Source organism: Planomonospora parontospora (assembly GCA_014647935.1).
Classification (GTDB): Bacteria; Actinomycetota; Actinomycetes; order Streptosporangiales; family Streptosporangiaceae; genus Planomonospora; species Planomonospora parontospora.
The window spans coordinates 1-12,228 of record BMQD01000042.1; the positions used below are offsets into that span (position 1 = coordinate 1).

A 12,228-nucleotide genomic window follows, 5' to 3' on the forward strand; every position below is an offset into this window, starting at 1 on the left:
CACAAGACAGTGATCTTCAACGAAAGATCACTCTCTTGGTGGACGTTTCGCAACAGTCACTCAGAGGGCGCCGGGCGGGCGGGATTCGAGGATGCGGGCGAGCAGGCCGGTCAGGCGCTCGCGCTCTGCGGCGCCCAGGGGCGCGAACCACTCCCGCTCCCTGCGGGTCTGCTCGGCGAATGCCGCGCGGACAGCCGTCTCGCCCTCGGCGGTCAGCTCGATCACCACTGCCCGCCCGTCCTCCGGTAGCGGGCGGCGTTCCACCAGCCCGTCCCGCTCCAGGGTGTTGACCGCGTTGGTCACCGCCGAACGGGACATGGCCGAGATCTCGGCGAGCCGAGCGGGCCGGGTGGGGCCGAGCAGCCAGAGCTTGAACATCAGCCGGAAGCCGGGGAGCGTCCAGCCGCGCGGGCGGTGGATCCGGGTCTCCAGGTCGTTGACGAGCAGGTAGGCCAGCTGGAGCAGGTTGTAGGCCAGCCCGAACGCCTCGGCGTCGGCCGGCGGCGGCATGGCGGCCAGGCGCTCGCGCGCGTAGGCGGCGTACCGCAGGTCCGCCGGGACGTCCGGGGGACCCGCCCACAGGTCGTCCTGCGGACCGGCGCCGTCCCGGGGATCCGTACCGACTCCGTCCACCGGCCAAGTCTTGCGCAACGGGCCACCCGGCGTGAATATTGTTATGGCCATAACAATCCGTCGTCGCAGCGGCGGCGTTCCCGGAGGAGCCCGTGCGCATCGTCATCGCCGGAGCCGGCATCGGTGGGCTGGCCGCCGCGCTCAGCCTGCACGCCGCCGGGTTCGAGGACGTGACCGTCCACGAGACCGTGCCCGAGATCCGGCCGCTGGGCGTGGGCATCAACCTCCTGCCGCACGCCGTGCGGGAGCTGACCGAGCTCGGCCTCGGTGACCGGCTCGCGAAGATCGGCGTCGCCACCGCCGAGCTGGCCTACTTCAACCGGTACGGCACGGCGATCTGGTCCGAGCCCCGGGGACTGGACGCGGGCTACGCCTGGCCGCAGTACTCCGTGCACCGCGGGCGGCTGCAGCTGCTCCTGCTGGAGGCGGTCGCCGAGCGGCTGGGACCGCGGGCCGTACGGACCGGTTGAAGGATCACCGGCCCCGGTGACGAGGACCTGCTGATCGGCGCGGACGGCATCCACTCGGCGGTCCGCGCCCACCTGTTCCCCGGTGAGGGCCCGCCCCCGTGGAACGGCCTGGTGCTGTGGCGCGGCACCACGTACGGCGAGCCGTTCCTGACCGGCCGATCCATGATCATGGCCGGGGACGGCACCCAGAAGTTCGTGGCCTACCCGATCGAGACCGGCGGGCGCGCCCTGATCAACTGGATCGCCGAGCGGCCGCTGGACGGCGAGGCCCCGGACCGGGGGAACTGGAACCGCCCTGCGGACCTCGCCGAGATCGGCCGGCACTTCGCGGACTGGCGCTTCGACTGGCTGGACGTGCCGGGCGTCATCGCCGGGGCCGAGGCCGCCTACGAGTACCCGATGGTGGACCGCGACCCGCTGCCCCGCTGGACCTTCGACGGCGTCACGCTGCTGGGCGACGCCGCCCACGCGATGTACCCGATCGGCTCCAACGGCGCCTCCCAGGCGATCATCGATGCCCGGGTGCTGGCGCACTCGCTGGCCCGCGGCGACCTGGCCGCCTACGAGGTGCTGCGCCGCCCCGCCACGACCGCCCTGCAGCTGTCCAATCGCGAGATGGGCCCCGAGGTCGTCATGAAGCTCGCCCACGAGCGGGCGCCCGGCGGGTTCAACGACATCGAGCAGGTCATCCCCTACGCGGAGCGGGCCGGGATCGCCGCCGCCTACAAGCGCACCGCCGGTTTCGCCCCGGCCTCGCTCAACGAACGCCCTTCCTGGAACGCCACCCGGTGAACCACCGGGCCACCGAGCCACCGGGTCACCGCACCTCTGAATCACCACACCACCGAACCATTCCCCCCGAACCACCACACCAGCGGACCATCGGACCGCCGGGCCGCCGGACCGCAGGCCCCCGATGCCCCGGACCTCCCCGCAAGCCCCTGGAGCGCCGCCCGTGAACCTCGAACCGCTCGCCGCGTTCCACGTGGAACTCGACCCGATCCTCGATCTCGGCGACTCGCAGTGGGGCCGCCGCCGGGTGATCAACATCGTCGGCGGGTCGTTCGACGGCCCCCGCCTGTCGGGGGCCGTGCTGCCCGGCGGGGCCGACTGGCAGGTCGTGCACGCCGACGGCATGGCCAGCATCGACACCCGCTACACGCTGCGCACCCACGACGGCGCGCACCTGTACATCTCCACCAGCGGCGTGCGGCACGGCCCACCGGAGGTCCTCGGCCGCCTGGCCCGGGGTGAGGAGGTGGACCCGTCGGCGTACTACTTCCGGCTGTTCTGCCGCTTCGAGACCGGCGACGAGCGCTATCTGTGGCTCAACCGCACGCTGGCCGTGGCCTCCGGTGCCCGCGCCCCCGGCGCCGTCCGCTACGACGCCTATGTCCTGACCTGACGACGGCCCGGCGGCCCGACCCCACTCCCGCCCACCTCTTCCCCGAGGAGCCCCATGCCGAAGCTCGACCGCACCCCGCTGGCGATCACCGCCGAACACGACGTGCCCGTGCCGATGCGCGACGGCACGATCCTGCGCGGCGACGTCCACCGGCGGTCCGAGGGCGGGCCGTTCCCTGCGCTGCTGGTCCGCACGCCGTACGGCGAGGGCACGTTCCGGTCGGTTCCGGTGCGGTCCGCGCTGCAGGCCGGGTTCGCGGTGGTGCTGCAGCACTGCCGGGGGCGCGGGAGCAGCGACGGCGAGTTCCGGCCGTGGCTGGACGAGGGTGCCGACGGTCACGACACGATCGCCTGGATCACCGCGCAGCCGTGGTCGGACGGCGAGGTCGTGATGAGCGGCATGTCCTATCTGGCCGGGTGCGCGCTGCAGGCCGCCGCGACGCGCCCGCCGGGGCTGAGGGCGGTGGTCGCCGCGGTGACGCCGCACGACTTCCACGACGGCCTGAAGTACCACGGCGGGGCGTTCGCGCTGGGCTCCGCCCTGGGCTGGGGCGCGATGCAGGCGATGCTCGGGCTGGTGCACGGCATGGAGGCGGGCGAGGACGCCGGCGCCGGGCTCGGTGAGCTGCTGCCGGTCCTGGGCGACCAGGCCGCCGCGGCCCGGACCCTCCCGGTGCGCGACGTCCCGGGCATCCCGTGGTGGCGGGACTGGACCGGTCACCCGGAGCGGGACGAATACTGGCAGGACCTGGCCGAGACCCTGCGGCACGACCGGATCGAGGTGCCGGTCATGCACGTCGCGGGCTGGTTCGACCTGTTCCTGTCCGGGACGTTGGAGAACCACCACCGCCTGGGCGGGCCGCTGGTCGTCGGTCCCTGGTCCCACACGGCGCTGGGCGCGACCGGCACCGGTCGGCTGGACTTCGGCTTCTCCGCCTCCGCTCAGGCGATCCGGCTGGAGCAGCGGCAGCTGGCCTTCCTGAAGGGCGAGGACACCGGCCCGGCCGTGCAGATCTTCGTGATGGGCGACGACGTCTGGCGGGACGAGGAGGCCTGGCCCCTGGCCCGCGCCGTCGCCATCCGCTACCACCTGCACTCCGACGGGTCGCTGTGCACCGCTCCCCCGTCCGCCGCGGAACCGGCCACGTTCACCTTCGACCCGCGCGATCCGGTCCCCACGGTCGGCGGCCCGCTCCTGCTGCCCGACGTCACCAACGTCGGCCCGCAGGACCAGCGCGACGTGGAGCTCCGCCCGGACGTGCTCTGCTACACCACCGAGGTGCTGGCCGCCGACGTCGAGGTGACCGGGCCGGTCTCGGTGACCCTGCACGCCGAGACCTCGGCGGCCGCCACCGACTGGACTGCCAAGCTGGTGAACGTCCACCCCGACGGGCGGGCGATGAGCGTGACCGACGGCATCGTCCGCACCGCCGAACCCGCCGGGACGTTCACCATCGACCTGGTCGCCACCAGCCAGGTCTTCAAGGCCGGCCACCGCATCCGGGTGGAGGTCTCCAGCTCCAACTTCCCCCGGTTCGACCGCAACCCCGGCACCGGCCGCCCCGCCGCCGAGGCCACCGGGGCCGACCTGGCCCTCCAGCACCAGAAGGTCTTCCCGGACTCCTACATCACCCTCCCGGTCGTCCCTCGCTAGCGGCCCCGCCCGCCCCGTACGGCGGAACCCGGTCCGCCCGATCCCCTCGGTCCGCCCGGTCCGCCCGGTCCGCCCGGTCCACCCGATCCACCCGATCCCCTCGGTCCACCCGATCCCCTCGGTCCATCCGGTCCGTCCGGTCCGCCCGGTCCACCCGGACCGAGGGGCGGCCGGGCGGACGGGTCGCGACGACCACGGTGGCGTCCAGTTCCTCGCAGACGGCCACCTCCGGCACCAGTCCCGCCCGGGTGACGATCCCGACGGCCGACGGCACCTGCCGCCCGCTCGTCTCGAACAGCAGGCGGCCGCCCGGCGCCAGCCACAGCGGCGCCCCGGCGGCCACCCGCCGCAGGACGGCGAGCCCGTCCACGCCGCCGTCCAGCGCCACCCGCGCCTCGTGGAGGCGGGCCTCCGGGGGCAGGAGCGTGATGTCACCGGTGGGCACGTAGGGCACGTTGGCGAGCAGGACGTCGACGCGCCCCCGCAGCGCTGCGGGCAGCGGTTCGTAGAGGTCGCCCCGGTACACCCGGCCGCCCAGGGCGGCGAGATTGCGGCGGGCGCAGGCCACCGCGGCGGGGTCGATGTCGGCGGCGTGCAGCTCCACCCCGCCCAGAGCCTCGTCCAGGGCCGCGCCCAGCGCGCCCGAACCGCAGCACAGGTCGACGACGACGGACCCCGGACGGGCGAGGGCGGCGGCCCGGTGGACGAGGAACTCGGTGCGGCGGCGGGGCACGAAGACCCCGGGGTCCACGGCCACCCTCAGGCCGCAGAACTCCGCCCAGCCCAGGACGTGTTCGAGGGGGAGCCCGGCGGTCCGCCGGTCCACCATGGCGGTGAGTTCGGCGGGCGTCCGCGCCGTGGCGGCGAGCAGCTCGGCCTCGTCCTCGGCGAAGACGCAGCCGGCGGCCCGGAGCGTGGCGACGACGGCGGACAGGTCGGCGCGTAGGACTGCGGGTGGGGTTTCAGAGGCGAGCGCGGCGCCGGGCGACGCGGAGGCGGATCGGATGTGCGGTGACGGCTGAGCCGGCATGAGAGCCCTTCGGAATTCCGATGGGTGCCCTCTCGGTCACCTAGGCCGGGTGGACCGCACGGCCGTGGGAGGAGAGCACCCGGCCTGATCTGGCGTTGATGGGTCTCACCTCCTCCGGTACGTCCACTGCTGGGGACGGCAACGCTACCCAGCCGGGCCCCGCCGCGCAAACATGCCGGCGCCGGCCGTCGTCAGGGCTGCTGCACGGCCAGGCGGATCGCGAAGCCGACCAGCAGCACACCGGTGGCCTGCTCGACCCTGGCCCGGACCCGGGGCGCCCGCAGCAGCGCGCCGATCCGGTCCACCACCACGTTGTAGAAGCCGAACCAGAGCAGGTACAGCCCGGCGAAGATCGCCGACAGCAGGAGGGCCCGGCCCAGCGTGTTGCCGTGGGCGGGCAGGAACTGGGGCAGGAAGGTCACGAAGAAGAGGGCGACCTTCGGGTTGAGCACGTTCGACAGGAAGCCGTTGCGGACGTGCCGGAGGGGCGGGCCCCCGTCGGCCGGGACCTCCGTGACGACGGCGGTGGCGGCGGCCGTCCGGCGGCTGGAGCGCAGCGCCTGGACGCCCAGCCAGAGCAGGTAGACCACGCCCGCGACCTTCAGCACGGTGAAGGCGGTGGCCGAGGCCAGCAGCAGGGCCGAGAGCCCGATCGCGGCGGAGGTGGCGTGGACGGCGAGCCCGAACAGGCCGCCGGTCATGGTCAGCAGGCCGGCGGTACGGCCGAAGGCGAGGGCGTTGCGTGTGATCAGGGCCTGGTCGGGCCCGGGAATCATGATCATTACAAGCGCCGTGACCGCGAAGGTCGTCAACATGGAACGGGGGTCTCCCTGGACATGTGGTGGAAAAGTGCCTTGTGGGCGCGCTCATCCTATTTGCCCCTCACTTCAACACGCGCGGCGGGCGGCGACAGTCGCGCCGCCCGCCGCCGCACTGCCACCACCTGCGGCGGCCCGTGGCGGCCCGCCGCGACGCAAGGAGGCGGCCCCCGAACTTTTGCACTAGTGCACATCAAAGGAATTTCCCTGCTTGTTTAGGTGCCGATCGGTCATCTGCGTACGGTGTTCACATGAGATATCTGGAAGGGCCCTTCGCTCCCGTCACCGAAGAGGTCACCGCATACGATCTCCCGGTCACCGGGCGGATCCCCGCCGAGCTCAACGGCCGCTACCTGCGCAACGGGCCCAACCCGCTGGGCGTGGAAGACCCCGTCGTGCACATCTGGGGCATGGGCCAGGGCATGGTGCACGGGGTGCGACTGCGTGACGGCCGGGCCGAGTGGTACCGCAACCGCTTCGTGCGCGTCCCCGGCTTCGCGCCCATGGTGCACGTGATCGAACACGCCCGGCGCACCTTCGCCATGGCGGAGGGCGGCCTGCCGCCCGCCGAACTGGACGAGGAGCTGAACACCGTGGGCGTGTGCGATCTGGGAGCGACCGCGGAGGGGTTCACAGCGGGGGCGCACTCCAAGCACGACCCGCTCACCGGTGAGCTGCACTCGCTGTCGTACATGGTGGGCCGCGACTTCGTCCAGCACATCGTGACCGACGCCGGGGGAAGCGTCGTCCGGACCACCGCCGTCCCCATGACGCGGACGCCGTTCATGCACGACTTCGCGCTCACCGAGAACCACGTGGTCCTGTGGGACACGCCCCTGGGCTTCGACGGGTTCGACTGCCGGTGGTCGCCGGGGCACCCGACGCGGGTGGGCGTCATGCCGCGGGCGGGCGGCGAGGTGCGCTGGTCGGAGATCGATCCGGTCCATGTCAGCCACACGCTCAACGCCTACGACGACGGTGACTCGGTCGTGGTCGACCTGGTCACGGCCGGGGGCCCGTTCGATCCCGCCGCCCCCGGGGCGATCCGGCCTGCGCTGGACCGCTGGACGATCACACCGGACGAGATCCGCCAGCGTCGCATCGACGACCGGCCGCAGGACTTCCCCCGTGTGAACGAGGCGCGCGCCACCCGCCCGTACCGGTACGGCTACTCGGCCGCCACGGCCCTGTACGGGATCCCGTTCGCGCCCGAGGGCGCGCCGCCGGACGACGCCTTCACCAACGCCCTGGTCAAGCATGACCTGGACCGGGGAACGGCCGAGGTGCACAGGTTCGGCTCGGACGAGGCGGTCGGGGAGGCCGTGTTCGCCGCCACGGGGCAGGGGGAGGACGAGGGGTACCTGCTCACCTACGTCCACGACCCCGTCCGCGGCGCCGGCGACCTGGTGATCCTCTCGGCCCAGGACTTCACCGGCGAACCCGTCGCGCGCGTCCACCTCCCCGCCAGGGTGCCGCTCGGCCTGCACGGCAACTGGCTGCCCGACCGCTGAGGCGTGGCAGCATGGCGTCGTGAACGATCCGCGACCGCCGTACCTCCGGATCGTCGCCGACATCGAGCGGCGCATCGCCGACGGAGAGCTGCGGCCCGGCGATCCCATCCCCACCACCAGGGCGATCATGCGCGAGTGGGGCGTCGCGATGGCGACGGCCACCAAGGCGCTGGCCGCACTCAAGCAGGCAGGCGCCATCGAGTCCACGTCCCGGGTCGGCGCCGTGGTCGCCCACCGGAGGCTTCCCTCGCGTTCGACCGGGAGTCTCGACCGCGACCGCGTCGTCCGCGTGGCCATGCGGATCGCCGACGCCGGCGGCCTCGCCGCGTTGTCCATGCGGGCGGTGGCGGCCGAGCTCGGGGTCGCCACCATGGCCCTCTACCGGCACCTCGAGGCCAAGGCCGAGCTCACCCAGCTGATCGCCGACGCCGCGTTCGCCGAGATCGACTATCCGGAGCCGCCGCCGGGATGGCGTTCCCACCTGCGGGTGGCCGCTCGGCTGCAGTGGGCGGCCTACCTGCGCCATCCCTGGCTGCCGCGGCTCGTGTCCGTCACCCGGCCGGCCATGCTGCCGGGGCAGCTGGCGTACGGGCTGTGGACCCTGCGCGCGCTCGACGGCCTCGGCCTGGACCCGGGCACCCGGATGCACGTCTACGCCACGATGGTCAACTACGTGCGGGGGACGGCGGTGAACATCGAGAGCGAGGCCGGCGCCGAACTGGACACGGGGATGACCAGCAAGCAGTGGCTCACGGCCCGGCTCTCCGTCGACGGGCCGCTGATCGCCCAGGTCACGGAGCCGGGAGCGGAGCTCGATCTGGAGTCCCTGTTCGCCTTCGGCCTCGAACGCCTGCTGGACGGCCTGACCACCGTGATCACACCCCGGGAGACCCGCCGGTGACCGGGCCTTCCCCGGAGCCGGCGCGGCGAGCGGCAGCCGGATCGGGCCCGGCGGCGCCGTGCCCACGGGCGTGTCCCGCACGGCGCGCGCAGCGTGGCGGGATCAGGTGACGGCGAGCCGCCGCCGGTACCGCTCGTCGCGCCAGTGCTCCTTCTCCAGCACCTCCGCCAGGGTGACCGCCGCGTCGTGGACGTCCACGTGGCGGATGTACAGCGGGGCGAACCCGAACCGGAGGATGTCCGGGGCGCGGAAGTCCCCGTGCACACCCCGGTCGATCAGCGCGCGCATGACCGGGTAGCCCTCCGGATGGGTGAAGCTCACCTGGCTGCCCCGGCGCTCCGGGTCGCGCGAGGTGACCAGCCCGAGCCCGTACGGCGCGCACAGCTCCTCGACCAGGTCGATGAAGAGGGAGGTGAGCGCCACGCTCTTGGCCCGCACCTCGGCCAGGTCCGCCCGCTCCCAGATGTCCAGCGAGGCGTTGAGCGAGGCGAAGGAGAGCACGTGCGGAGTGCTCACGGCGAAGCGCCGCACCCCCTCGGCCGGGCGGTAGCCGGGCTCGAACGCGAACGGCGCGGCGTGGCCGTGCCAGCCGGTCAGGATGTGCTCGGCGTCGGCCTGGTGGCGCGGGTGCACGTAGACGAACGCCGGAGAGCCGGGGCCGCCGTTGAGGTACTTGTAGGTGCAGCCGACCGCGAAGTCGGCCGGGGACACGTCCACCTGGTAGGCGCCCGCGCTGTGGCACAGGTCCCAGACCATCAGCGCGCCGGCCGCCTGGACCCGCGCCGTCACCTCGGCGGTGTCGTGCCGGTTCCCCGTCCGGTAGTCGACCTCCGACAGCAGCACGCACGCCACGTCCCCGCCGGCCAGCGCCTCGTCGAGGCCCTCCGTGCCGCGCACGTCGCGGATCTCGTAGCCGCCCAGCGCCCCCGCGAGCCCCTGGACCATGTAGCGGTCGGTCGGGAAGTTGTCCAGGTCCGAGACGATCACCCGGCGCCCCGGGCGCAGGCGGAGCGCGGCCGAGACGGCCTTGACGATCGCGATCGAGGTGGTGTCGCCCACCACCACCTGCCCGGGACCCGCACCGATCAGAGGGGCCAGCCGGTCACCGGTGGAGGTCGGCAGGTCGAACCAGCCGTCGGCGTTCCAGGCGCCGACCAGGCGGCCGCCCCACTCCTCCTCCACGACCCGGGCGACCGCCGCCGAGGCGCGCTTCGGCGGGGCGCCGAGCGAGTTGCCGACCAGGTAGACCGTCCCGTCGGGCAGGACGAACTCGTCCCTGAGGTGCCGGAGGGGATCGGCGGCGTCGAGGGCGGCGCAGTCCGCGCGACTGATGGCCATGAATCATCTCCCGGTTGGGTCCTTACCAGTCCTTCCATCATCCAGTACGGGAACCCGTGCGGCCACCGGGCGGTGCCGCTCCCCCCTCGGCCCCGATCAGGGCCGCCGCGCGCTCCGCCGTACCCCGGGCCCAGGGGCCCGTGGTGGCGGCGCCGAGGACGAGCACGGCGGCTCCGCAGCCGGTGATGATCCACCAGGCCGTACGGGCGGCCCCGGTGAAGCCGGCTCCCGCGGTGACGGCCTCAGCGCCCACCCCGGCGGCGATCACCGAGCCGACGACCGCGACGCCCAGGACCTGGCCGACTTGGCGGCTGGTGGAGGCGATCCCCGCCGCCACCCCGGCCTGCGAGACCGGCATCCCGGAGACGGCCGTGTTCGTGACGGGGGCGTTGAGCAGGCCCATGCCGACGCCGAACAGGACGAAGGAGGCGAGCAGCAGGGCGTCGGAGGAGCCGGGGGAACCGAGGCCGCCCGCCGCCGGCAGCCCCCCGCTCAGCGTCATCGCCGTCCCCGCCGCCAGCAGCGGCGGGCGCGGCCCGCGGGCGGCCACCAGCCGCCCCGAGAGCGGGGCGGACAGGAGCATCATCGCCGCCATCGGCAGCAGGTACAGCCCGGCGTGCAGGGCGGTCATGCCCCGCACGTCCTGCAGGTAGAGGGTGTTGACGAACAGGAAGCCGCCGAGCGCGGCGAACCCGCACACCGCGATGCCCGCCGCCCCGGCGAACGGCGCGCTCCGGAAGAACCGCGGGTCGATCAGCGGGTCGTCCCGGCGCCGCTCGTAGGCCGGGAGCACGGCCAGCGCGCAGAGCGCCGTCGCGAGGCAGGCGACGATCACCGGCGAGGTCCAGCCCAGGACCGGCGCCTCGATGATCCCGAACGTGAGCGGCCCGAGCACCAGGATCACCAGGAACTGCCCGACGGGGTCGATCCGGCGCGCCCGGGCGGCCCTGGACTCCGGGACGAACATCGCGGTGAGGACCAGGGCGGCCAGCCCCACCGGCAGGTTGATCAGGAAGACCAGCCGCCAGCCGGCCGTCTCCACGAGCAGGCCGCCGATCAGCGGCCCGGCGGCCATGCTGATGCCGATCACGCCGCCCCAGAAGCCGATCGCGCGGGCCCGCTCCCGGGGGTCGGTGAAGGTGTTGGTGATGATCGACATCGCGACCGGGTTGAGCATCGACCCACCGACCGCCTGCACCGTGCGGAAGGCCACCAGCCATCCCAGGCCCGGCGCGAGGCTGCACAGCACCGAGCCGGCGGTGAACAGCACGAGCCCGGCCTGGAAGACCCGGCGCCGGCCGATCCGGTCGGCGGTGGAGCCGGCGAGCATCAGCAGCGAGGCCAGGACCAGCACGTAGGCGTCGATCGTCCACTGCAGCCCGGAGACCGACGCGTCGAACTCCCGGCGGATGGCCGGCAGGGCGACATTGAGGATGGTGGTGTCGAGGCTCACCAGCAGCAGGCTCATACAGCAGATCGCCAGCACGCCCATGCGCCGCCGGTGGGTGAGGTCGGCCATCGGGGCACTCCGGAAGGTCGTCGGTGGAACACCGTCGGCGGGAGATCGTCGGCGGATCGTCGTCGGGTGCTGCGCGTGGAACGCGGTTCGCGCGAGATGAATCCTCACATTTACCCTCGTCCCACGCGTATCACCCGGTGACGGGGAACGGATGCCGGGGACGGCCGTTCCGCTGTCCTAGGCTGGTCGTCAGGAGAACGAAGATCCAGGAGGGCTCCGTGGAAGCTCGGACCGAGACGGTCACCGTCGCCGACGGCTCGTTCGACCTGCACCTGTGGCTCCCGGCGAGCGGTGGCGGCCCGGCCGTCCTGCTGGTCCAGGAGATCTTCGGGGTCGGGCCGTACATCCGCAGGGTCGCCGAGGACCTGGCCGCACTGGGCTACGTCGTCGGGGCTCCCGACCTGTTCTGGCGGATCGAGCCGCACTGGGAGGCCGAGCACACCGAGGCCGGGACGATGGCCTCCATGGAGGTGGCCTCCCGCCTCGACTTCACCCACGCCGTCTCCGACGCGGCCATGGCCCTGGCGCACCTGCGGGCGCTGCCGGAGTCCACCGGCCGCAGCGGGGCGCTCGGGTTCTGCCTGGGCGGTTCGATCGCCTACGTCCTGGCCGCCTCGGTGGAGATGGACGCGCTGCTCTCGTTCTACGGCTCCGGCGTGCCGGACGCGGTCGGCCTGATGGAGAAGATCTCCTGCCCGGCGCTGCTCGTCTTCGGCGGTTCCGACCCCTACATCCCGCGCGACCAGGTCGCCAAGGTGGAGAAGGCCGCCGCCGGGCGCCCCAACGTCGAGATGTACGTCGCGGAGGAGGCCGGTCACGCCTTCCACAACCACGAGGCGCCGCAGTTCCACCACCCCGAGGCCGCCCGGGCCGCCTGGGCGCATGCCACGGCCTTCCTCCGGAGCCACCTTCCCCTGACCTGACGGACCGCGCGGCGGGACGGCCGGGCT

At 73.3% G+C, this 12,228-nt stretch carries 11 protein-coding genes and 1 pseudogene; 7 read left to right on the forward strand and 5 right to left on the reverse strand.

Going from position 1 to position 12,228, the window contains the following annotated elements; genetic code table 11:
• Positions 1 to 60 precede the first annotated feature (60 nt).
• The gene (locus IEZ07_RS33065; protein ID WP_301549371.1) at positions 61 to 633 is read right to left on the reverse strand and encodes a MarR family winged helix-turn-helix transcriptional regulator; all 573 of its coding nucleotides are present in this window, start codon (positions 631 to 633) and stop codon (positions 61 to 63) included.
• Between the two features lie 92 nt (positions 634 to 725).
• Between IEZ07_RS33065 and IEZ07_RS36100 the strand changes: the two genes are divergently transcribed.
• The 4 genes from IEZ07_RS36100 (at position 726) to IEZ07_RS33080 (ending at position 4,161) form a co-directional block, all read left to right on the forward strand.
• Entirely contained in the window at positions 726 to 1,103 is a 378-nt protein-coding gene (locus IEZ07_RS36100) for a Rossmann-fold NAD(P)-binding domain-containing protein (RefSeq protein WP_239320838.1), read from the forward strand.
• A gap of 111 nt (positions 1,104 to 1,214) precedes the next feature.
• Positions 1,215 to 1,895, forward strand: coding sequence for an FAD-dependent monooxygenase (locus IEZ07_RS36105; protein ID WP_239320835.1), 681 nt, complete (start codon positions 1,215 to 1,217; stop codon positions 1,893 to 1,895).
• 163 nt (positions 1,896 to 2,058) lie between these two features.
• Positions 2,059 to 2,508 carry a DUF3237 domain-containing protein gene (locus tag IEZ07_RS33075; RefSeq protein ID WP_239320832.1) on the forward strand — a complete coding sequence of 150 codons (450 nt, stop codon included), beginning with the start codon at positions 2,059 to 2,061 and terminating at the stop codon, positions 2,506 to 2,508.
• Positions 2,509 to 2,562: 54 nt separating this feature from the next.
• On the forward strand, positions 2,563 to 4,161 hold the full coding sequence (locus IEZ07_RS33080) for a CocE/NonD family hydrolase (RefSeq protein ID WP_191898392.1): 1,599 nt from the start codon (positions 2,563 to 2,565) through the stop codon (positions 4,159 to 4,161).
• A gap of 175 nt (positions 4,162 to 4,336) precedes the next feature.
• On the opposite strand, the pseudogene IEZ07_RS33085 reads toward IEZ07_RS33080, so the two are convergent.
• A pseudogene (locus tag IEZ07_RS33085) lies at positions 4,337 to 5,191 on the reverse strand (putative protein N(5)-glutamine methyltransferase); the annotation flags it as partial.
• A gap of 191 nt (positions 5,192 to 5,382) precedes the next feature.
• Positions 5,383 to 6,006: a LysE family translocator gene (locus tag IEZ07_RS33090; RefSeq protein WP_191898394.1), complete on the reverse strand. Its 624-nt coding sequence runs from the start codon at positions 6,004 to 6,006 to the stop codon at positions 5,383 to 5,385.
• A gap of 254 nt (positions 6,007 to 6,260) precedes the next feature.
• Here IEZ07_RS33090 and IEZ07_RS33095 point away from each other — a divergent pair, with 254 nt between their 5' ends.
• On the forward strand, positions 6,261 to 7,520 hold the full coding sequence (locus tag IEZ07_RS33095) for a carotenoid oxygenase family protein (protein ID WP_191898395.1): 1,260 nt from the start codon (positions 6,261 to 6,263) through the stop codon (positions 7,518 to 7,520).
• Positions 7,521 to 7,539: 19 nt separating this feature from the next.
• Entirely contained in the window at positions 7,540 to 8,421 is an 882-nt protein-coding gene (locus IEZ07_RS33100; protein WP_191898396.1) for a TetR/AcrR family transcriptional regulator, read from the forward strand.
• A 102-nt stretch (positions 8,422 to 8,523) separates the two neighbouring features.
• On the opposite strand, the gene kynU is transcribed toward IEZ07_RS33100, so the two are convergent.
• Both kynU and IEZ07_RS33110 read right to left on the reverse strand, forming a co-directional pair.
• Entirely contained in the window at positions 8,524 to 9,759 is a 1,236-nt protein-coding gene (gene kynU / locus IEZ07_RS33105; RefSeq protein ID WP_191898397.1) for a kynureninase, read from the reverse strand.
• Between the two features lie 37 nt (positions 9,760 to 9,796).
• Complete coding sequence (locus IEZ07_RS33110) at positions 9,797 to 11,278, reverse strand: DHA2 family efflux MFS transporter permease subunit (RefSeq protein ID WP_191898398.1); 1,482 nt, start codon at positions 11,276 to 11,278, stop codon at positions 9,797 to 9,799.
• 218 nt (positions 11,279 to 11,496) lie between these two features.
• On the opposite strand from IEZ07_RS33110, the gene IEZ07_RS33115 reads away from it, so the two are divergent.
• The gene (locus IEZ07_RS33115; protein WP_068902571.1) at positions 11,497 to 12,201 is read left to right on the forward strand and encodes a dienelactone hydrolase family protein; all 705 of its coding nucleotides are present in this window, start codon (positions 11,497 to 11,499) and stop codon (positions 12,199 to 12,201) included.
• Positions 12,202 to 12,228 lie beyond the last annotated feature (27 nt).